This window comes from Halosolutus sp. DAT137 (genome assembly GCF_059736405.1).
On sequence record NZ_JCAQID010000002.1, the window covers coordinates 1 to 21,265 of the forward strand.

At 64.5% G+C, this 21,265-nt stretch carries 17 protein-coding genes and 1 rRNA gene; 8 read left to right on the forward strand and 10 right to left on the reverse strand.

The window, feature by feature from the left end; all coding sequences use genetic code 11:
• A 16S ribosomal RNA gene (locus tag AC6I6L_RS06105) occupies window positions 1-293 on the reverse strand; the annotation flags it as partial.
• Window positions 294-1,293: 1,000 nt separating this feature from the next.
• On the opposite strand from AC6I6L_RS06105, the gene AC6I6L_RS06110 reads away from it, so the two are divergent.
• Both AC6I6L_RS06110 and AC6I6L_RS06115 read left to right on the forward strand, forming a co-directional pair.
• Window positions 1,294-1,671, forward strand: a complete 378-nt coding sequence (locus AC6I6L_RS06110; RefSeq protein WP_497916850.1) for a helix-turn-helix domain-containing protein — start codon at window positions 1,294-1,296, stop codon at window positions 1,669-1,671.
• On the forward strand, window positions 1,668-1,964 hold the full coding sequence (locus AC6I6L_RS06115) for a DUF7521 family protein (RefSeq protein WP_497916851.1): 297 nt from the start codon (window positions 1,668-1,670) through the stop codon (window positions 1,962-1,964). Before AC6I6L_RS06110 ends, AC6I6L_RS06115 begins: the two co-directional genes overlap by 4 nt.
• 10 nt (window positions 1,965-1,974) lie before the next feature.
• Here AC6I6L_RS06115 and AC6I6L_RS06120 read toward each other — a convergent pair whose 3' ends face one another.
• The 6 genes from AC6I6L_RS06120 to lipA form a co-directional block, all read right to left on the reverse strand.
• Complete coding sequence (locus AC6I6L_RS06120; RefSeq protein WP_497916852.1) at window positions 1,975-3,129, reverse strand: multicopper oxidase domain-containing protein; 1,155 nt, start codon at window positions 3,127-3,129, stop codon at window positions 1,975-1,977.
• A gap of 260 nt (window positions 3,130-3,389) precedes the next feature.
• Window positions 3,390-4,856, reverse strand: a complete 1,467-nt coding sequence (gene lpdA, locus AC6I6L_RS06125) for a dihydrolipoyl dehydrogenase (RefSeq protein ID WP_497916853.1) — start codon at window positions 4,854-4,856, stop codon at window positions 3,390-3,392.
• A 220-nt stretch (window positions 4,857-5,076) separates the two neighbouring features.
• Complete coding sequence (locus AC6I6L_RS06130; RefSeq protein WP_497916854.1) at window positions 5,077-6,696, reverse strand: dihydrolipoamide acetyltransferase family protein; 1,620 nt, start codon at window positions 6,694-6,696, stop codon at window positions 5,077-5,079.
• 1 nt (window position 6,697) lies between these two features.
• On the reverse strand, window positions 6,698-7,684 hold the full coding sequence (locus AC6I6L_RS06135) for an alpha-ketoacid dehydrogenase subunit beta (RefSeq protein WP_497916855.1): 987 nt from the start codon (window positions 7,682-7,684) through the stop codon (window positions 6,698-6,700).
• 1 nt (window position 7,685) lies between these two features.
• Entirely contained in the window at window positions 7,686-8,816 is a 1,131-nt protein-coding gene (gene pdhA, locus AC6I6L_RS06140) for a pyruvate dehydrogenase (acetyl-transferring) E1 component subunit alpha (RefSeq protein WP_497916856.1), read from the reverse strand.
• Between the two features lie 332 nt (window positions 8,817-9,148).
• Window positions 9,149-10,108 (reverse strand): lipoyl synthase, encoded by a 960-nt coding sequence (lipA, locus tag AC6I6L_RS06145; RefSeq protein ID WP_497916857.1) that lies wholly within the window; start codon window positions 10,106-10,108, stop codon window positions 9,149-9,151.
• Between the two features lie 155 nt (window positions 10,109-10,263).
• Here lipA and AC6I6L_RS06150 point away from each other — a divergent pair, with 155 nt between their 5' ends.
• Complete coding sequence (locus AC6I6L_RS06150; protein WP_497916859.1) at window positions 10,264-10,785, forward strand: PH domain-containing protein; 522 nt, start codon at window positions 10,264-10,266, stop codon at window positions 10,783-10,785.
• Between the two features lie 66 nt (window positions 10,786-10,851).
• Entirely contained in the window at window positions 10,852-13,728 is a 2,877-nt protein-coding gene (locus AC6I6L_RS06155; RefSeq protein ID WP_497917099.1) for a DUF7978 family protein, read from the forward strand.
• Window positions 13,729-13,771: 43 nt separating this feature from the next.
• On the opposite strand, the gene AC6I6L_RS06160 is transcribed toward AC6I6L_RS06155, so the two are convergent.
• The 3 genes from AC6I6L_RS06160 to AC6I6L_RS06170 form a co-directional block, all read right to left on the reverse strand.
• Window positions 13,772-14,422 (reverse strand): HAD family hydrolase, encoded by a 651-nt coding sequence (locus tag AC6I6L_RS06160; RefSeq protein WP_497916860.1) that lies wholly within the window; start codon window positions 14,420-14,422, stop codon window positions 13,772-13,774.
• A gap of 127 nt (window positions 14,423-14,549) precedes the next feature.
• Window positions 14,550-14,912, reverse strand: coding sequence for a DUF6141 family protein (locus tag AC6I6L_RS06165; RefSeq protein ID WP_497916861.1), 363 nt, complete (start codon window positions 14,910-14,912; stop codon window positions 14,550-14,552).
• 236 nt (window positions 14,913-15,148) lie between these two features.
• Window positions 15,149-15,745 carry a DJ-1/PfpI family protein gene (locus AC6I6L_RS06170; RefSeq protein WP_497916862.1) on the reverse strand — a complete coding sequence of 199 codons (597 nt, stop codon included), beginning with the start codon at window positions 15,743-15,745 and terminating at the stop codon, window positions 15,149-15,151.
• 110 nt (window positions 15,746-15,855) lie between these two features.
• Here AC6I6L_RS06170 and AC6I6L_RS06175 point away from each other — a divergent pair, with 110 nt between their 5' ends.
• The 4 genes from AC6I6L_RS06175 to AC6I6L_RS06190 all read left to right on the forward strand — a co-directional run bounded on the left by AC6I6L_RS06175 (window position 15,856) and on the right by AC6I6L_RS06190 (window position 21,222).
• The gene (locus AC6I6L_RS06175; protein WP_497916863.1) at window positions 15,856-16,626 is read left to right on the forward strand and encodes a DUF91 domain-containing protein; all 771 of its coding nucleotides are present in this window, start codon (window positions 15,856-15,858) and stop codon (window positions 16,624-16,626) included.
• A 93-nt stretch (window positions 16,627-16,719) separates the two neighbouring features.
• Window positions 16,720-17,829, forward strand: coding sequence for a tRNA-intron lyase (endA, locus tag AC6I6L_RS06180; RefSeq protein WP_497916864.1), 1,110 nt, complete (start codon window positions 16,720-16,722; stop codon window positions 17,827-17,829).
• A gap of 81 nt (window positions 17,830-17,910) precedes the next feature.
• A complete protein-coding gene (locus AC6I6L_RS06185) occupies window positions 17,911-19,458 on the forward strand; it encodes a sensor histidine kinase (protein WP_497916865.1) in 1,548 nt (515 codons plus the stop codon).
• A 123-nt stretch (window positions 19,459-19,581) separates the two neighbouring features.
• A complete protein-coding gene (locus AC6I6L_RS06190; RefSeq protein WP_497916866.1) occupies window positions 19,582-21,222 on the forward strand; it encodes a tryptophan--tRNA ligase in 1,641 nt (546 codons plus the stop codon).
• Window positions 21,223-21,265 lie beyond the last annotated feature (43 nt).

Consider the following 21,265-nt stretch of genomic DNA (forward strand, 5'->3'; position numbering starts at 1 on the left):
TCCGGGCTCTTGCTCTCACAACCCGTACCGATTACTGGCACGGTGGGCCGTTACCCCACCGTCTACCTAATCGGCCGCAGCCACATCCTACAGCGTCGGAACGTTTCGAGCTCTCTGCAATTCCAGCGGGAGAGCTGTATGCGCTATTAGCCTCAGTTTCCCGAGGTTATCGCGCTCTGTAGGGTAGTTTGGCCACGTGTTACTGAGCTATCTGCTACGAGTCTAAACTCGTACAACTAGCATGGCTAAATCGGACTCCACTAGCAATGACCTCCGGCAGGATCAACCGGAATGAATGCTATATTACTCCAGCCCAGGTGGGCTGGAGGGTCTGTTGGCGGTGAATGTTGTACACACTCACACAATTTGGGTCCACACGTTCGATGACACGTCGTCGTCGACCGACTGGGCGTCACCGAACTGTCGAAGCTAACATCAGATCCCATCTGTACGGCGGACCGCAGGGGTAGGATCCTCATTTCCTTCCGGACTTTGTCGTAAGCCATCAGGGGTACATAACCCCTTCGGACTGACGGTGTCCAGATCGACGGCGCGAGTGTATCGCGCCGCCGAACACATCACATCCGAATGCCCTCGTACATATAAGGGCACCGGATCGGACCCGCGCCGGAAGTCGCATCCGGCGAGGGTGTTTTCGACCCAATCGAAGTGCCCCGTCGAATATAAGGGCACCGGATCGATGTGGCCGATCGAGTCGGCCACGAGCACGACCCGAACCGAGTGCCCGCATATCAATAAGACCGTCGAATCGGTCCGACGGTCAAGACGAGGGTGGACGTGTCCTGCCTCCGTGCTGGAACACAGCCGGAGGGGACGTGGCGATCTGAGCCACGCCGTTTGCATTCAAACCGAATACCGGGTCCATATATAAGGCCGTCGAACCAGTAGCACTCCGAAACCCGATACCATGGGACGGTTTTGCACCGGGTTGTCAGCGAACGGACACTGATAAATCTAAACACTGGTCGAGAACGATCTCCGTCGATCACAACGTAGACAGCGACGACCTGTACACAGCGTAGCCGTATCGCGCGGGCGGAGGTCGGCCGATCATCCCGTCCTCGCAGACACGGTCGGACCGAATGAGACCCGCGCACGTCTGACTCGACACTGAATGCGCAAGAAGGCTTCGTGTCGAACAGCACCGCTGTCCTGGCGGGCCGAAACCGGGGGACGATCGTCTGAGAACGCCGAACCGATTCGAAGGGGCGACGAGAACCCGGCACGCAGCATCGATGCCAATAAACCACGTGGGTTACAACAGCAACACGAATGGTCCGGGACCCGATCGGTTCGGAGTCGATGCCACCCGCAGAAGAGATCTGCGCCGCACTCGACGACCCCGACTGCCGTGAGATTATCCGGAAGCTCGACGAGCCGCTGACGGCCTCGGAACTCACCACGCAGTGTGATATTCCGCAGTCGACGCTCTACCGAAAGCTCGAGTTGCTGACCGACGCGACGTTGCTCGAGGAGTCGACCGAGATCAGACGCGACGGCCATCACGCGAGTAAATATTCGATCGCATTCGACGAGATCACGCTCGTATTAGATGACGATCGATCGCTGGCAGTCGAGATCGAACGGCCGTCTCGGACCGCAGACGAACGGCTCGCAGAACTGTGGTCGGAGGTGCGGAAAGAAACATGAGCCTACTTCAGACAGGGGCGACAGAAATTGCGCTCGCACTGGCCGTCGTCAAGACGCTCGTTTTAGTCGTCGGCGGCGTCATCACGTTCGTCGCGTTCAAAGCCTACCGGCGTACTCGCCAGCGTGCACTCGGTCTTCTCGCAGCCGGGTTCGGTATCGTGACCCTCGGACTGGTCCTGGCGGGGATGCTCACCGAAGTTCTGGGCGTCCCGCTCGCGCTGGGTGTCTTACTGGAGAGCGTGCTCGTTCTGATCGGTTTTCTCGTGATCGCTTATTCGATGTACGCACAGTAGGAGACGCGGGTCAGCCCTCGAACCCGGCGTCGTCCATGACCTCGGCGAATTCCTCGGTCTCCATCGCCTCTTCGTAGACGATCGCCGTCGCCATCCCGCCGGGGTAGCTCCCGTCGGTCGTCACGTGATCGACCTTGTGGCAGTGTGCCGGGTAGATCCCGGGACCTGCGTCGGCCTCGAACTCGAGCGTGACCCGTTCGGCGGGCGCGACGGCGACCACGTCCTCCTCGTAGCGGGCGGCCTCTGGGATCGGACTGCCGTCCTTCTCGACGACGGTGAACCGGTGGCCGTGCGTGTGGAACGCGTGGCTCTCGTAGCCGGCGTTGACGACGTGGACGCGGACCGTCTCGCCCGCGGACGCGAGCAGCGGCGTGCCGAGTTCGGGATGAAACGACGTGGGGGCGCTCCGCCCGTTGACGGTGTACAGGTTCGGATTCCGATCGCCAGCGTCGTACTCGGCGTCGCCGCCGGCTTCCATCTCGTGCAGTCGGCTATCCCACTCCCGGAGCGTCAGGAAGTACTCCCTGTCCGGGAGGGCGTACTCTTCAGGATCGACCCGGACGATCCCGTACATCCCCATGTCGAGGTGGGTGTGCGTCTGGACGTGACAGTGATAGAAGTGAGTGCCAGGGACGTCGCCGGTGAGTTCGTACGTGTGACTCTCGTCGGGGTTGACCTGAATCCGCGTAGATACCGGCGCTCCGTCGTCTTTCCACGACTTGTCGAGCGCGTGGACGTGGACGGTGTGCGGCCGACCGTGCTCGGTGTTCTCGAAGGTGAGTTCGAACGTCTCGCCCTCGTTCATCCGGTAGACCGGTCCCGGAACGCTCGGTTCGAGGTCGTCGGCCTGCCAGGCCCAGACTTCGGGGAGTTCGACCGGCCCGCCCTTCGCTTCCGCGGTGACGACCCGGTGACGGGCCGGAACGGTCCGCAGCGTCGACTGGTGATCCTGTTCGGCGAGCTCGACGACCTGGGGCGGTGCCGTGTACGCGTAGTCGGTCAGCGGTTCGTCGGGTTCGCCGTCCGACTCGGTCTCGTCGCCGGGATCCGAGTCGGAGTCGGCGGAGAGGACCGAGAGACAGCCGGCGAGGCTTCCGAGTGCGCTCGCACCGGCGGTCGAGAGAACGGTTCGGCGACGGACACCAGGAGACGTATTCGATATCATCGGTCTATCCGACACTCGGGACCGACGGATGAAGGGTCATTAAGTCGGTTCCCGCCGGTCGAGAAACGCGTGAACATGATCGGCTCTTCCCGATAGATGAAAATACACGGTCCGCAATCAGCCATCAACGATCGTGCAGAGATCGCGACCGTCGACGGACATCGGGCAATTTCGGTGCGGGCAACGCGAATCCTCGGGACGGTCCGGCGGCCGCCGTCGATCGATCGGTTCGGCCGGTTAGCGGTTCAGCATTCAGCGGGTTAGCGGTTCAGCGTGTGTATCGCGTGTCCGAGCGCGTTCTCGGCGGCCTCCATCACCGCCTCGGAAAGCGTCGGGTGGGTGTGGACCGTCGCCGCGACGTCTTCGAGCGTCGCGCCGAGTTCGATCGCCAGTCCGAGTTCCGCGATCAGTTCGGAGGCTTCGGGACCGACGATCTGCGCGCCGAGGACGTATCCTTCGGACTCGTCGGCGACGATCTTGACGAAGCCGTCTGTCTCACCGACCGTCAGTGCGCGGCCGCTGGCCCGGAAGGGAAACTGGCCGACGGCCGTCTCGAAGCCGGCTTCCGCCGCCTCGGACTCGGTCATTCCTACGGTCCCGATCTCGGGGTCGGTGAAGATCGCGGCCGGGATCGCCTGGGCGTCGATCGCCGCGGGTTCGCCGGCGATCACTTCGGCGGCGACCTTGCCCTCCATGCTGCCCTTGTGTGCGAGCATCGGTTCGCCGGCGACGTCACCGGCCGCGAAGACGTGGTCGACGGCAGTGCGTGCGCGCGAGTCGGTTTTAACGAATCCGCGATCGTCCGTCTCGAGACCGACTTCCTCGAGATCGAGCGTGTCAGAAACCGGTTCGCGGCCGACGGCGACGAGAACCTTCTCGGCGTCGAGTTCGAGTGAGTCGGCGTCTTCCACCGCATCTGTCTGCCCGCCGTCTGCTTCAGCCTGCGCCGCCGGCTCCGCGACGACCCGAATCCCGTCGCCGTTGCCCTGCCACTCCGAGGCGGTGTACCCGAAGTGGAACTCGATCCCGAGACTCTTCGCCCGCTGTTTGACCGGGCGTTTGAGATCGTCGTCGTACCCCGGCAGAATCGAATCGAGCATCTCGATGATAGTCACGTCGGTGCCGAGTTTGGCGAAGACGGTCGCCAGTTCCATCCCGATGTAGCCGGCGCCGACGACCACCAGCGAGTCGGGGACCGATTCGAGTGCGAGCGCCTGCCGCGAGTCGAGGACGGGACCGTCGCCGTACTCGAAGCCGGGAATCTCGATCGGTCGGGAGCCGGTCGCGACGATCGCGTGTTCGAATTCGATGCTCTCTGAGCCCTGTCCATCGCCGCTGTGAGAGATGCGAGCCGTGTGTTCGCCCGCGAAGGTGACCGTCCCCTCGAGGAGGTTGACCTGGTTCGCTTTGCAGAGCTTCTCGACCCCGCCGGTCAACTGGTCGACGACGCCGTCTTTCCAGTCGACCATCTTCGCGAGGTCGACGGCGGGGTCGGCGTGAATGCCCATCTCCTCGGCGTTGCCAGCCTCGTGGGCGATGTCCGAAGCAGTAATCAGCGCCTTCGAGGGGATACAGCCGTGGTTCAGACAGGTTCCGCCGTAGGCCTCTTTTTCGACGAGCGTGACATCCAGATCGAGCTGTCCGGCACGGATCGCGGCCACGTAGCCCGCGGGCCCCGCGCCGATAACCAGTACGTCCGTCCCGGTGGTAACGTCTCCAACGACCATACCCATCGTTGGATGTCGGGGACGGTGTACCTGTTGCAATGTATCAGACCAACTATACGAGGTGGGGCGTCTCGAGAAACGTATCCGCCAGGATCCATCAGTCCAGTTCGAGCGATAGTAACCACTGGAAATTAATACGCACCTGATCGCAAGACGGCGTTTCGATCAGTGTATAAATCGTTTCAGTGGCCACTATAGAAGACCAGTCGGAGACCGCCGCTCACTCGAGCAGTAGCAGTTCGGGATTCTCGAGGTGCTCCATCACGGTGTTCGTAAACTGCGCGCCGATCGCACCGTCGATCAGCCGATGATCGAACGACAGCGAGAGCGTCAGTACCGATCGCGGCTCGATCGACTCCGTGCCGTCCTCGTCAGTCACCACGCGCGGTTTACGCTTGATCTCGCCGATCGCGAGGATTCCCGCCTCGGGGTAGTTGATGATGGGCGTGGCGTACTCGCCGCCGATGCCGCCGACGTTCGTGATCGTAAACGTCGACCCCTGTAGTTCGCCGGGGCTAATCGTGCGGTCGCGGGCCTTCTGGACGAGTTCGTTCATCTCCGACGAAAGCTGAAGGAGCCCCGTCCCGTCGGCGTTCTCGACGACCGGCACCATCAGGCCAGCGTCGGTCGCCGTCGCGACGCCGATGTTGTAGTAATCGCGGAAGACGATCTCCTCGTTCGCGTCGTCGATGACCGCGTTCATTTCGGGGTACGCTTTCAGCGCTGCCACGACGGCTTTCATGATGAACGGCATGTACGTCAGCCGGATACCCTGCTCTTTGGCCCGCGGTTTGAGTCGATCGCGGACCTCGACGAGAGCGGTCACGTCGACTTCGTCGTGGTGGGTGACGTGAGGCGCAGTGTACGCCGACTCCACCATCGCCTCGGCAATGCGCTTGCGGACGCCCGTGAACGGTTCGCGGCGTTCGTGCTCGCCGGGAGCGAACTCAGCATCCGTTTCGACCCCGGTGTCGGCGACCGGTGTGCCAGCTTCGACCACTTCGGCGTCGGCTTTCTGAGCCCGTTGCTGGGCCTCGGCGTACGCCCGAACTGCCTCGGGCGTCACGAATGCCTCGCCGTCGCGTTCCTCCTCGGTCGGAACGGCGTCGACGTCGACACCCTCCTCGTCGGCGAGTCGACGAGTCGCGGGCGCAGCGAGTGTTCTGTCCCGATCGGCGGACGTAACCTGCGTCGGCCGGACGTGCTGGGTCCGTTGCCCACCGGTTTCGGTATCGGGTTTCGTTCGGTCCGGAGCGCCAGTTTCGGACCCCGTCGCATCGGCAACCGCTTCGGACGCAGTCACACCGGCGGCAGCCGAAGGCTCGCCAGCAGCCACAGAATCGATCGAGCCGGCGCTCGCTGCAGCCTGTACGTCAGCGGCAGTGATCCGACCGCCAGGGCCGCTGCCCTCGATCGCCGAGAGGTCGATCCCCTCCTTGCGGGCCATCCGGCGCACGCGTGGGGGCGCGAAGACCCGATCGGCAGGCGTTGTGATCTCACCGGCCTCCGAACCGATCGCGCCGGGATCACCGGCCGGTTCACTCTCGTCGACGTGCTCGCCGGAATCCGCCGACCCAGTTTCGGCCTCAGCAGGCGCTTCGCCCTCGACGTCGAACGTGATGAACACCTCGCCGACCGGAATAACGTCCCCCTCGTCGTAGCGCAGTTCGCGGACGGTCCCGTTGACCGGTGCGGGAACCTCGACGAGGGCCTTGTCCGTCTCGACTTCTGCGACCGGCTGATCCTCGCTGACCGTATCGCCGGCCGAGACGAGCCACGAGACCAGTTCGCCCTCGGCGACGCCCTCGCCGACATCGGGCAGTTTGAACTCGCGAACCATGTTAGAACTCCGCGGCGTTCCGAATGCCGTCTTCGATCCGTGCGGCCTCCGGCAGGTAGTAGTCTTCGAGCGCGTACAGCGGGAACGGCGTGTCGAAGCCCGTGATGCGCTCGATCGGTGCCTCCTGGTAGAGCAGGGCCTCCTCCTGGATCGTCGCGGTGATCTCGCCGGCCAGCCCGCCCGTCTTCGGGGCCTCGTGGACGACGGCGGCGCGGCCGGTCTTTTTGAACGACTCGAGAATGGTGTCCTCGTCCAGCGGTGAGAGCGTTCGCAGGTCGATCACTTCGACATCGATTTCGCCGGCGAGGTTCTCCGCGGCCTCGAGCGTCGGCCGGGTCATCGCCCCCCACGTGAACACCGAGACGTCGCTTCCCTCGCGACGGACCGCGGCCTCGCCGATCGGGATTTCGTAGGACTCGGTCGGAACCTCCTCGCGGAACGCTCGGTAGATGAGCTTCGGTTCGAGGAAGACGACCGGGTCCGGCGATCGGATCGCGCTCGTCAACAGTCCCTTCGTATCGTACGGCGTGGAGGGAATCACCACCTTGAGGCCGGGCTGGTGGACGAACATCGCCTCGGAGGATTCGGAGTGGTGTTCGGGCGCGCGAATACCGCCGCCGTAGGGCGCACGGACGACCATCGGACAGGTGTACCGGCCGCGAGAGCGCGTTCGCAGGCGCGCGGCGTGGGAGACGATCTGGTCGAACGCGGGGTAGATGAAGCCCAGAAACTGAATTTCGGGAACCGGGCGCATCCCGTAGGCGGCCATTCCGATCGCCGTCCCGACGATCCCCGATTCCGCAAGCGGTGTATCGACGACGCGGTCCCCGCCGAACTCGTCGTACAGCCCTTCAGTCGCACGAAAGACGCCGCCGTTCCGTCCGACGTCTTCGCCCATGACGATGACGTCGTCGTCCCGCTCCATTTCGGTGTGCAATCCGTCACGTACAGCCTGTACCAGGGTGAGGTGTTCCGATTCTGCAGCCATGTTAGCCCTCCAGGACCGCGTCGTCGCCGTGTCGATCGCGAATCGTTTCCAACCACTCGAGCTGGCGCCGTAACCGTTTGGGCATCCCCTCGTAGACGTGGGCGAAGATTTCCTCGGGTTCGGGTCGCGTAACCGACTCCGCTTCGTCGATCGCGTCGGCGACCTCCTCGCGAATCCGCGACTCGATCGCGTCGACCCGTTCGTCGTCGAGCAGCCCGCGATTTCGCAGGAACGTCTCCATCCGCGGGATGGGGTCCTTTTGTTTCCAGCGTTCGACCTCATCGTCGTCGCGGTAGACCGAGGGATCGTCCGCGGTCGTGTGCGCGCCGAAACGGTACTGGACGGCCTCGATCAGCGTCGGACGGGTGGCGCTGCCGGGAGAGTCGTCTTCGATCGCGTCCGGGTTTTTCGCCTTCTCGACGGCGTCTCTCGTGACGTTGTAGACGGCCAGCGGGTCCATCCCGTCGACCTGAACCCCCTCGAAGCCGTAGGCCTCGGCCTTCTGGGCCAGCGTGGCGCTGGCCGTCTGGCGCTTTCTGGGCACCGAGATGGCCCACTGGTTGTTGTTACAGAAGAAGACGGTGGGGGTGTCGAAAACGCCAGCGAAGTTGAGTCCCTCGTGGAAGTCGCCTTCCGAGGTAGCTCCGTCGCCAAAGTAACAGACGAAGGCGTTCTCCTCACCCTGCAGTTTCGAGGCCCACGCCGCGCCGGTCGCGTGGGGGATCTGCGTTGCGATCGGGACGGCGACGGTGAAAATGTTGGCCTCGGGCGGGATCTGATTGCCCATCTCGTGGCCCATCCAGTACAGCAAGGTCCGCTTGAGCGACATTCCGCGGACCATCGAGACGGCGTGTTCGCGATAACTGGGAAAGACCCAGTCGTCCCGATCGAGGGCGTGGGCGCTGGCCACCTGCGCCCCCTCCTGGCCCGACAGCGGCGGGTACGTTCCCATCCGTCCCTGGCGCTGGAGGCTCACCGCCCGCTCGTCGAAGTGGCGGGCCAGGCGCATCTGCTCGTACATCTCGACGAACACGTCGTCGTCGAGATCCGGCACGGAAGCCCCCTCGAGCACCCGACCGGCGTCGTCGAGGACCTGTACTCGCTCACGGGGGTCGCGCTGTATCGTACTCACGGGTGTACCCACCTGCGCATACCATAATGAATTATCGCTCACGTTAAAGGATTTTCGTAAATAGTTTACTATCGGAGAGATTCTTGCCACGGACACTGGCAGGCGTCCGTCGAACTGGATTTGAACACCCCGATCGTCAATGTTCGGGGCGACTGTCGCTTGTCACCTGTGTATTTGTACACCGATCGCTCGGGGTCTGGACGAGTAGTCGATCGGGGGCGCAGTGACCCGGTTCGAGGAACCGGGAACCGAGAGATTCGGAAAACTGGATACCTGCGATCCGGAGAACTGAGTAATCCGGGAACTCGTCTCCGCGGATGGTGTCGATGCCGTTACTCCGTCGCCGACGCCTGTTCGCCGCGCGCGCGGACTCTGGCTTCCGCGACGGTTTTTCCTTCGCGGAGGACAGCGTCGACGAACAGCTCGCCGGCCTTGTACGACGATCGGACCATCGGTCCGCTGGCACAGTACAAAAAGTCGAGTTCGTCTTCCGCGACCCGACGCCACGTCTCGTACTTGTCGGGGTGGTCGTAGCGCTTGACGTCGAGGTGGCTTCGCGACGGCTGGAGATACTGGCCCAGCGTGACGATATCGACCCCGCGTTCGCGACAGTCCGCGAGCGTCTGGTAGACTTCGTGGTCGTACTCGCCGTGGCCGAGCATGATGGAGGTCTTCGTGTACGTCTCCGACTCGCGATCGACCTGTTCTAACACCGACAGCGACTGCTCGTAGCCCGCGCGCCGATCGCGGACGGGGAACTGAAGACGCTCGACGGTTTCGACGTTGTGGGCGATTACGTCCGGGTCGGCATCGATGATCTTGCGGACGAGTCGCTCCTCGCCCTGGAAGTCCGGAATGAGGACCTCGACGAGAATACCGGGGTGGCGGTCTTTGATCTCCCGAATCGTCTCCGCGAAGTGGCCCGCGCCCTGGTCGGGGAGGTCGTCTCGATCGACGCTCGTCAGGACGACGTAATCCAGTCCGATCTCGGCGATTGCCTCGGCGACGTTCGCGGGTTCGTTCGGATCGAGAGCCTCCATCCCGCCGGTTTCGACGTCACAGAAGTTACAGCCCCGCGAGCAGCGATCGCCCATCAGCATGAACGTCGCCGTCCCACCCTCGCTATTTCCGGTTCCGGCTCCGCCCGACCAGCACTCCCCGAGATTCGGACAGTTCGCCTCCTCACAGACCGTATGGAGGTTCCGCTCCCGGAGCGTCTCCCGGATGTCGGTAAACTCCCGCCCCGACGGCGGCCGCATCTTCAGCCAGTCGGGTTTGCGAACGGTACTCATATCTCTGCCAAAGATCCGCGCAGTGAAAAACCGTGGTGGTCCGGCCCGCGAGGGCAGTGATCGACGCCACCTGGGCAGCGGGTCGTCGCTACCCGCCCGGTAACCACCCCATACCCCCGGTAGCTTTACCACGGCGAGTGGAATATCGTCGTCCAATGAGGCTCGGCTCGACGCCCGATTGGTTCCACCTTGGCGACGACGAGGACATCGTCTGGCAGAGCCGCCCCCACCCGATCGCGATGGGGAGCGGCCTGCCGATCGGTCTCGCCGTGGCGCTCGTCGGCGTCTTCCTCCTCGGATGGGGCATCGTCAGCGACATCGCCGCCCTCACCGTGGTCGGGACCGTCGTCGCCCTCGTCGGCTTCGCGATCGTCTTCGCCCGCTATCTCGTCTGGACGAACACGCGCTACGTGATCACCACGGCGGAACTGTACAAGAAACGCGGCGTCGTCTCCCGTGACGTCACCCAGTTTCGTCTCGATCGCGTCCAGAACACCAGCCTCCGGCAGTCCGCACTCGGCCGGGCGCTCGGCTACGGCGAGTTGACGGTGTACACCGCCGGCTCTGGCGATCCGGAACTGGTCTTCGAACAGGTTCCAAACCCCGATCGAGCATCGAGCGTGCTCAGCGATCAATTGGGGCAGTCCTCGCGAGACAGGGATCAGCGAGCGGTTTGACTGCCTCGGATCGAATCTCGCCTGCGTTCCCGAACCAGAAGCTCCATCACGGAGAGTTCGATCCGTATCCGACACGATGACCAGCACTCTCGGACACCGACGCGGCAGTCGCGATCGAGTACAACGAACGTCTCGGTAAGTGCCGGAGTCGGCGTCTTCACAGCGGCGATTGGCTACCTCCTCACGTACGTTCTGGTCGGAAGCGAGGTCCGTGCGGAGTTCGACGACAGCGTCGCTGACTGGAAGGGCGTCGCCTGGTACTACAACGCGCACGTGGTCGACATCGAGGTCAGCGGTTCGGTTGGCTCGATCGGCGGGACCAATACCGTCGATCTGATCGCCCAGTCGGGGAGCACGAGCGCGACTCTGTCGTACGTGCTCTCGCCGCTCGTGATCCCGCCGCTCGTGCTCGTCGGAGCCGGCGCGGTGCTGGCCACGCGGTGGGAGGTAACCGACATCGGCGGGGCAATCGTCGCCGGCGCACCGGTCGCGGATAGACGAGCGAACACGACTCGAAGGAAACGCCTTTGCCCTGCCACCGCCCGTGTCCGAGTGATGGAGGTCGCCGAGGTTCTCCCCGAGTTCGCAGACGCCTTCGCCTTCGCGGAGTTCAACCGGATGCAACGCGAGGCCCTGCCCGCGTTGCTCGACAGTACGGACAACGTGGTCGCGAGCGCGCCGACGGCATCCGGCAAGACCGCCCTCGCGGAACTGGCGATCTGTAAGGCCCTCGCCGACGGCGGCACCGCCCTCTTTATCGCGCCGATGCGAGCGCTGACCAACGAGAAAGAAGACGACTGGGACCGCTTCGAGGAGCTGGATTACTCGGTCTACGTCGTCACGGGCGAGCGTGACCTGAACCCGCGTCGTGCGCGTCGCGCGGACATCCTCGTGATGACGCCCGAAAAGCTCGACTCGGCGACGCGCAAACACGACTCCCGGCGATACGACTTCGTCACCGATGTCGACGTCTGCGTCATCGACGAGGTCCACCTGCTCGACGCCGATCGCCGGGGGTCGGTGCTCGAAGTGACGATTTCCCGCCTGCGCCGGCTCTGTGATCCCCGTATCGTCGCCCTCTCGGCAACGATGCCGAACGTCGACGACGTGGCGGCGTGGCTGGACGCCCCCGCGGAGGCCACCTTCGAGTTCGGCGCGGAGTACCGACCGGTAGAACTCACGTCAGGCGTCAAGACCTACACGCACGGGGAGAACTCATTTGCCGACAAATACCGACGACTCTACCGCGCGCTCGACCTCGCCGAACCGCACATTCGCGAGGACGGCCAGGCACTCGTCTTCGTCTCCTCGCGACAGGACACCGTCCGCGCCGCTGAAAAGGCCAGAGACGAAATCGCAGAGCGCGACATCGAGATGGGCGTCCGCGGCGACCTCGACTTTCACGAAGAGTCAAAAGAGCGCCTCGAAAACGACACCCTCCGAAACTCCGTGCTGGACGGCGTCGCGTTCCACCACGCGGGCCTCTCGAAGAACGATCGCGACCTCGTCGAGGAGTGGTTCAAGGCAGGCCACATCGAACTCCTCTTCTCGACGTCGACGCTCGCGTGGGGCGTCAACCTCCCGGCGCGCTGTGTCGTCCTCCGGGATACGAAACTCCACGATCCGCTCGAGGGCGAAGTCGACATCAGTCCCCTCGACGTGCTCCAGATGCTCGGGCGCGCGGGCCGGCCGGGCTACGACGACGTCGGCTATGGCTGGGTCGTCTGTGACACCGCCGAAGCCGACAAGTACCGACGCCTGCTCCGCGACGGGAAAGAGATCGAGTCCCGGCTGGCGGAAACCCTCGAGACGCACCTCAACGCCGAAATCGCGATGGGGACCATCACCGACTTAGACGACGTGATGGACTGGCTCGAAACCACCTTCTACTACGTCCGCGGCCAGTCGAAGCCCGAAGACTACGACTTCCCGAACCTCCGCAGACGCGTCCGGGACTGTCTCGAGGGGCTGGTCGATCGCGGCTTCGTCGAGATGGGCGACGACCTCTCGATCGAGGCGACGCCGCGAGGGATGCTCGCCTCGAAGTACTACCTGCGCCTCGAGACGGCGGCGACGTTCGCGACGCTGTGCGATCGCGTCGCCGACGACGGTGTCGAACTCACCACTGCGGCAGTGCTCGAGGCGGTCGCGACCGCCGAGGAGTTCGACTCGGTGTCAGCCCGGCAGTCCGAGCGCGAGGCGATCGATTCGATACTCACCGGTCAAAAGACGGGCGACCTCGAGGCAGGCCAGCGGAAGGTGCTCGCGATCCTCCGGAGTGCCGCCGCCGACGGGCGCGGGGTTCCCTCCGAACTCTCGAGCGACGCGTGGGTGATCCGGCGCAACGCGACGCGACTCGTCTCCGCGCTCGGAGCCTTCCTCGATCGACTCGCGGGACCCCACGCGGCGAACACCGCCCGGCAGGTCGAAGCCCGGATCGAAAACGGCGTGGCCGCCGAGGCCGTCGGGTTGACGGCGATCGACAGCGTCGGGCCGGGACGAGCGAGCAAACTCTCGAACGAGGGGCTTTCGACACCAGGAGACGTCCTCGCTGCCGGCGTGGACGGGCTCGTCGCCGCTGGACTCTCCGACGGCGTCGCCGAACAGGTCTACGAGAACGCACAGTCACTCCCCGCGATCGAGTTCGAGTGGGGGTCGTTTCCCGACTCGATCGAGACAGGAGAGAACGAGGTCTGCGAGGTGACGATCAGGAACGTCGGCGACCCCGCCCGTGCCGGGATTCGCGTCACGGTCAGCGATCGAGCGAGCGACGACGGCGGAATCGAGATGACGAGCGTGAGTAGCTACCTTCGAGACACCGAAACCGTTCCCGTCGGCGTCTTCGGCGCGGATGCGGACGAACTCGAGTTTACCGTCAGCGTCGCCTTCCCCGAGGAGCCACTCTTGCCGATCGAGGAGACGCGGACGGTCAGGGTGGAGTAAACAGTAACGGCCGACGGTCAGCGTCCGGCGAGACGGCCGACGCTCAGTCGGTGCTCGCGAGCAATTCTTCGCGGAGTTGTGCCGGCGTGTCGACGACCACGTCCGCCCGGGAGAGATCGAGATCGTCGTGGGCGTCGATCCGGTAGGCGACGACCGTCGTCCCCGCCCGCGCGGCGGCTTCGACGCCGTTTTCGGAATCTTCGACGACGATACACTCCTCGGGCGGGACGCCGACCTCGCTGGCCGCGTACTCGAAGATATCGGGTTCGGGTTTGCCCGCGACGTCGATGTCGTCGGCGCTGATTCGCTCGTCGAACCCGTCTTCGAGGTCGAACCGCTCGATCACCATCCCGATCCAGTCGTGGGGCGACGAGGAGACGACCGCCGTCTCGATGCCTCGATCGTCCAGCGCCGCGAGCAGTTCGTGAATCCCATCGAGCGCGTCGACGCGATCGGTGTAGAGCGTCTCCGCGAACGTCTCGAACCGATCGATCCACTCCTCGCGAGAGATTGCGGTCTCGTACTCCGCGTCGAGGTAGTCGTAGATTTCGCGGTAGTTCATCCCGGTCGTCTCCGAGACGTCCACGTCACCGTCCGGAACCGCGGCCGGGAGAACCTCCTCGCGTTGAAAGTCGACCCAGTAGTCTTCGCTCGTGACGAGGACGCCGTCCATGTCGAACAACACTGCGCGCATATGGCGGCGGCTATTCGTCCGGGCCGGATAGCCGTTTGGGCGTCGAGCGAGGGGCGATCGATCGCGGCGTGACGAAAACGGATCCCGTCAGACAGTTGAGTGGTCAAGGCGCAAAACCGGGGCGACGCTACCGTACTGTCTCGTCGATCGCCCTGACAAATTCCTCGGCGCGTTGTGATCCGACGAGAACTGTACGGCCGTTCGTCCGTTCGATCCAGACCCCCTGAGTGCCGCTGACATTGTATGCGAGTTTTCCGGGTACCCACCGGATTCCCCAGCCGCCGAACTCACGAAGTGGACTGTACTGTTTCGACTCGTATCGCTCGATCTCCGACCACGAAATTCGACGGAACGACCAGTGAAGCGGCCACATTTTGAGATAGATGCCGTCGGCTCTAACCTCGGTCTGGAGTCGAAGACTGTAAACGAGTCCAGCGACCGCACCGACGACGACGAGTCCTCCCCACGATATGGGCCCTAGTACGAGCATGAGAAGCGCGATACCACCGAGAAGCGCCCAGATCCACGGCTGGCGAAACCGCTGTACCTCACGAAATACTGGGTCTCTCCTCATGAGCGAGTTGTGCGGAATTGGCGCTACTCGGTAATGGATCCTCCGAATAGTGAGAGACCTTCGTTCCAGATACGCGCCATCTATCCCGCTCCGCTAAACGGGCAGTATTCTGAGACTGATAATTAAGGACACTACTCCGTATGAAACAGTTCCTATCGCGCGAACACCTCGCCCCGGCGATCGTATTCGAGTCTTTGCTCGACCGCCTCCGCCACGTCCGCGCCGAACTCGCGTTCGAGCAGCCACAACGCCAGATCGATCCCCGCGGTGACGCCGCCCGCGGTCACGACGTCTCCGTCGTCGACCACCTGTTCGTCGACCACGGTCGCCGCGTACGCCGCCAGGTCGTCGATCGCGACCTGGTGCGTCGTCGCCGGTCGCCCCTCCAACAGGCCCGCCGCTGCGAGGACCATCGCGCCGGTACAGACCGAGGCGACGGTCGCGCCGTTCGCGTAGCACTCGTCGACGGCCGCCGGCAACGCGCCGTCCTCGACGACGGCCCGGACGCCGCCGTCGGTGGTCCAGCCGCCGCCCGGGACCACCAGCAGATCAGGATCTCCGAGCGTTCCGTCCGGTTCGACCCGCAGTCCGTGGCTCGCGGTCACTATTTCGATCGGCTCGAGTGTGACGAGTCGAACATCGATCGAGGCACCCGCCTGCGCCCCCTTGTCGAGGACCTCGTAGGGTCCAATCGCGTCGAGTTCGTCGAAGCCGTCGAACAGCACGATTTCCGCCTCGATGTCGGTCATAGTGAGTTTACGGATCGATCGAGCAAAGACGCTTGTGCCCGCCGGTGAGTCCCGCCGGCCGGCGAAGGCTCATCCGCGGATTTATATACGAACCCGCGGCCAGACCGTCCATGATCGACGACGCAATTCGCGTGCTCGCGGGCGACTGCACCGTCATTACGGACGGCACCGATCGCGAGGAGTACCGCGGTCGGGTGACGACGATCGTCAAGCCCGACAATACCGTCCTCGTCCACGACATCGACGGCTACCAGCCCGTCGCCTGGCTCACCCGCGCCGAGACGCTCTCGAGCGATCGGGCCGACGGCTTCACCCTCGTAGCGACGAAAGGGACCCAGACGCTCCGTATCGCGGCCCACGACCAGGACGGCTTCGCCCACTATCCGAGTTCGGCCGCGGGAACCCCCGTCGGTACCTGTCCGGGCTGTGGCGGCGCGCTCGTCCGCTCCTCCGGCGTTCACTGCGTTGGCTGTGGCGATCGCTACGGCGTCCCGACGGACGCGACGATTCTGAACGGACAGCAACACTGTGAGTGCGGCCTTCCCCGGATGCGCGTCGAACGCGGCCTCGCCTTTTCGGTCTGTCTCGATCGCAACTGCGAGTCACTGGACGAAGCCGTCCGCGAGGCGTTCGATCGCGAATGGGCGTGTCCCGAAGACGGCTGTGACGGGGACCTTCGGATCCTCCGTCGCGGTGGCCTGCTCGCCGGCTGTGAGCACTATCCCGACTGCGACACCGGTTTCGCAGTCCCCGCCGGCGTCGTCGACGGCCAGTGCGCCTGCGGGCTTCCAACCTTCGAGACCGCGAGCGGACGGCGCTGTCTCGACGCCACGTGTGAGCGGGCGATCGAGGAGACGATCGGGGCTGCAGGCGACGACTGACGACAGACCGAGTTGACCGACAAGCGAATCACGATACGAGTCGGTGCAGAATCGATCCGCAGCCCCTTAGTGGCCGACGGCGAACGTACCGGTATGACACTCGAGGGGCGGTTCGACGAGGAGGCGGGCGTCGTCCGCGTCGGCGGCAATGCGCGCCAGCAGTTCTACGATTCCCGCGGCTACGGCTACCCACTCACCGGCAACGAGATCGACCTCGCGCCCGTCGAAGCGGCCCATCTCCTCTTTCGTGGTGATCTCGAGGCGGTCATCGCGGACGGCGACCGACTCGGCTTTCGATCGTTCGTCGCTCGCGAGCCGGGAACCGACTTCGGCGTTCGATTTCTGGTCTACGCCGACCTTCGGTCGCGAGGGTTCTACCTCTCCCCGGCCGCCGAACCGTGGGTCGACGAGCCGCCCGCCGCCGATTTCGCCGTCTTCCCCCGCGGAAAGGGACCGAAAGACGGCGCGATCGAGTACCCCATCCGGGTGATCGGGGAGCGAACCGACGTGCCCGCGAGCGCGCTCGGGGAGGGCGTCATCGCGATCGTCGACGAGGAAAGCGAGATCACGTACTTCGAGGTGAGCCGCCGTGATCCGTCGGGATCGTCCGCGACGGCGCTCCCCGAGAACTGCGAGGCGGACCTGCTGGCCGATCGCGTCGTCGTCTGGGAGCCGCCACTCGGACTGTACGAGAAGACGTTCTACGGTCAACCACTCGAGGGCCGGGAGTACGAACAGCCGACGCTGCAGTGTTCGCTGCTCGAGGCGACCTACCTCGCAGCACGCGACGCGATCGATCTCGATCCGGACGCGGTCCGCGAGCGCGGTCGCGAAGTCGAAGGCGAGCGATTCGATCGCCGCCTGCGGGTGTACGCCGACCTGCGCGATCGCGGGGTCGTTCCGAAGACCGGCTACAAGTTCGGCGCGGATTTCCGAACCTACGCGAGCGTCGAGTCGGTCGACGACCTCGGCCACTCCGAACTGCTGGTTCGCATCCACCCCGCGACCCACGTCTTCGAACCGCGCGATCTGGCACTCGACGTGCGCCTGGCCCACGGCGTCCGGAAGACGATGGTGTTCGCGCTGGTCGGCCAGAGAGCCAACGGCGATCGTACCGACACCGGAGCGCGGGACGGCGGTGGCGTCGAGGAGGACCAGAGCGCACAGATCGACTGGTGGTCGGTCGAGCGGCTGACGCCGTGATAGGCCGCCGGACCGAGCAACGGAGCCGGGACGACCTGTTTGGCAATAAAGTATATTCCCCAGCGGACCAACGTCTGATCGATGGGAACGGGCGCGATCGGTGCGCCGGACGTCCTGGTGGTCGGCACCGCGTCGGCCGACGAAATCGTCGCCGCCCTCGAGCGACGCATTCCGAGCGCGACCGTCTCGCAGGTGCAAACCGTCGACGAGGCGTTCGATCGGCTGTCGTCGTCGAGCGTCGGCTGCATCGTTGCCGAGCGGCCGGCGGCCGGCGGCACCCTCGGAAACCTGATCGATCGCGGGCGAGAAACCGAACCCGAATCCGCGATCGTTCTCTGTGAGACGCGTGCGGACGAGTCCGTCGACGGCTGGGCGTTCGACGACGCGCCGTACAGACCGGCGACGTTTCACCGGTCGGCCATCGACGGGCTGGTCGACCACGTCGAAGAACTCCTGTATCGGCGGCGACGCGAGAGCATTTTGCAGGCGCTCCAGCGATCGACGCGCGCGCTGTTTCGGGCGCAGACGGCCGAATCGATCGCCGAAGAGACCGTCGAGACGGCGAGTCGCGTTCTCGGACATCCGTTTACGACCGTCTTCGCGGCCGACGAGCGCGAGGGCAGGTTCGATATCGTGGCCACGACCGACGAACGCGAATCCTACGGCGGCCCACCCTCGTCGATTCCGTTCGAGGGATCGTTCGCCGGGGACGTCTTCCGGAGTGGAAATCCGATCTGGTTCGACGAGAACGCCGACGCCGCAGTTCTCGACGACGCAGCCGAAACCGACGTGCGCGCGATCGAGGAAAGCGACGTTCTCGACGATCCCACCAATCCGATGTCGTCGGGAGTCGTCTATCCGCTCGGTGACTACGGTGCACTCGGCATCGTTGCACTCGAGCCGGGGGCGTTTACCGTCGACGATCGGCGGTTCGTCAGCATCCTGGCCGAAAATACGACGGCCGCCCTCGAGCGAGCCGAACGCGAGCGGGAACTCGAGCAGCGCAACCGCCAACTCCAGACGTTCGCCGCGATCGTTTCCCACGACCTTCGCAATCCGCTCACGGTCGCGATGGGACAGCTCGAACTGGTGCGCGAGGAGGTCGAGGTCGCCGCGCTCGCGAGCATCGACGGCGCGCTCGTACGGATGAACGACATTATCGACGACGTGCTGGCGCTCGTTCGGCACGATATCGAGCCGGATGAACTCGAGTGGGTTTCCGTCGGCGTCCGCGCCGGACAGGCCTGGGAGACCGTCGAGACGGATGCGGCGACGCTCGATCGATCCCCGGAGCTGGGGTCGGTCCGAGCGGCACCGGGACCGCTCCGGGAACTCTTAGAGAACGTCTTCGCGAACGCCGCCACCCACGGCGGCGACGATGTGACCGTCCGCCTCGGACCGCTCGCCGCCGACGGCTTTTTCGTCGAAGACGACGGGACGGGCGTGTCTGAAGACGAAGTCGGTCGCCTGTTCGAGTACGGCTATTCGACGGACGAGTCGGGGACGGGACTAGGCCTTGCGATCGTCGAGCGCATCGCGACCGCCCACGGCTGGACCGTCGACGTTGGCGAGAGCGACGACGGTGGGTTGCGGCTCGAATTTTACACCGGCGGCCACGACGGTTCGTAAGCAGCCGTCACCGGCGATCGGGCCGAGTCGGTCCACGGTGGCGATTTCGGGAGAAACCAGACGGGTCAGTGGGGCGCGACGGAAGCGAAGGTTTTTGCGTCCCCGAGCGCCAACGCGGTGTCAATGACCGGAGACGAACCACTCGAGGAGTCCGAGTCGGAGCCAGAGTCAGGGGAACCGCCGGCTGATGGAGGGGCGGACGGTGCAGCCAGCGAGGGATCGAAGACCCCTCGAACAGACGGCGGAGCCGTCGACGACGTCGCGCTCGATCCGTGGGGCTCGTCGAGCGTCTCCGATTACCGAACGCTGTTCGAGGAGTTCGGCATCGAGGAGTTCGACGAGATTCTCCCCGAGGTACCGAACCCGCATTACCTGATGCGTCGGGGAGTCATTTTCGGCCACCGGGATTACCGTCCCGTCGCTGAGGCGCTGCAAAACGACGAGCCGGCGGCCGTGCTCTCCGGATTCATGCCGACGGGCGACCCCCACATCGGCCACAAACTCGTCTTCGACGAGATCATCTGGCACCAGCAACAGGGAGCCGACGCCTACGCCCTCATTGCCGACCTCGAAGCGAACTCGGCGCGCGGGATGAGCTGGACGGAAATCGACGAGCACGCCCGCAACTACTTGCTGTCCCTGCTCGCACTCGGGTTCGACCCCGAAGAGGGCGAACTTTATCGACAGTCGACGAACCGCGAGGTCCAGGATCTGGCGTTCGATCTCGGCGCGGAAGCGAACTTCTCGGAGTTTCAGGCGATCTACGGCTTCGATGGAGAGACCGACGTCTCCCACATGCAGTCGGTCGTCACCCAGATGGCCGACATTCTCTACCCACAACTCGACGAACCCAAACCCACCGTCATCCCCGTCGGCCCGGACCAGGATCCCCACGTCCGGCTGGCTCGGGATCTCGCCGAACGGATGCGCTATTTCAAGGTGACCGAGGCGTACGCGAGTTTCGAACTCGACTCGGAAGAACGCGACCTCGTCGCCGAGTTCTACGAGAAACTCGACCCCGCCGACTTCGACGACGATTCGCTCCGGTGTGTCCACGTTGCCGAGGCGATCGAAGAGACCCCTCTGGAGGATCTCGCAGTGTCCGCCGACACGCTCAGTTCTCTCCTGACGAAACTCGAGGGCGGCGGCATGGAACCGGTTCGCCCCAGAACCCGATTTTTCGATCGGCGCGCGACCGACGACGCCTTCGACGCGCTCGTCGACGCGATCGACGGGGAAAAGCGCGTCTACGAGAGCCACGTCGACGCGTTCGATCTCGACGTGAGCGAGGCCGAGGAACTCGCCCGCGAGGTCGAAGTCGACACCGGCGGCTACGGGTTTCAGCCGCCGTCGTCGATCTATCACCGCTTTATGACCGGGCTGACCGGCGGGAAAATGTCCTCCTCGATTCCGGCGAGCCACATCTCCCTGCTCGACGATCCCGAGGACGGGTACCAGAAGGTGAAATCTGCGACGACCGGTGGGCGCGAAACAGCCGAGAAACAGCGCGAACTCGGCGGAAAGGCGGACGAGTGTCCCGTCTACGAGCTGTACGCCTACCTGCTGACCGGCGACGACGACGAGTTCGCAAAGCGCGTCTACGACGAGTGCGTCGGCGGGCAGCGTCTCTGTGGAGACTGCAAGGAGCAAGCCGCACAGCTCATGCGGGAGTTCCTCGAAGACCACCAGGAGAAACGCGAGGAGGTCGAAGACCTGCTCGAGGCCGCGGATATCGAACTCGAATCGCCGCGCCGGCCGGCGTAGGGAGTCAACGAACCTCTCGCCCGTCGCCGGACGATCGTTTCTG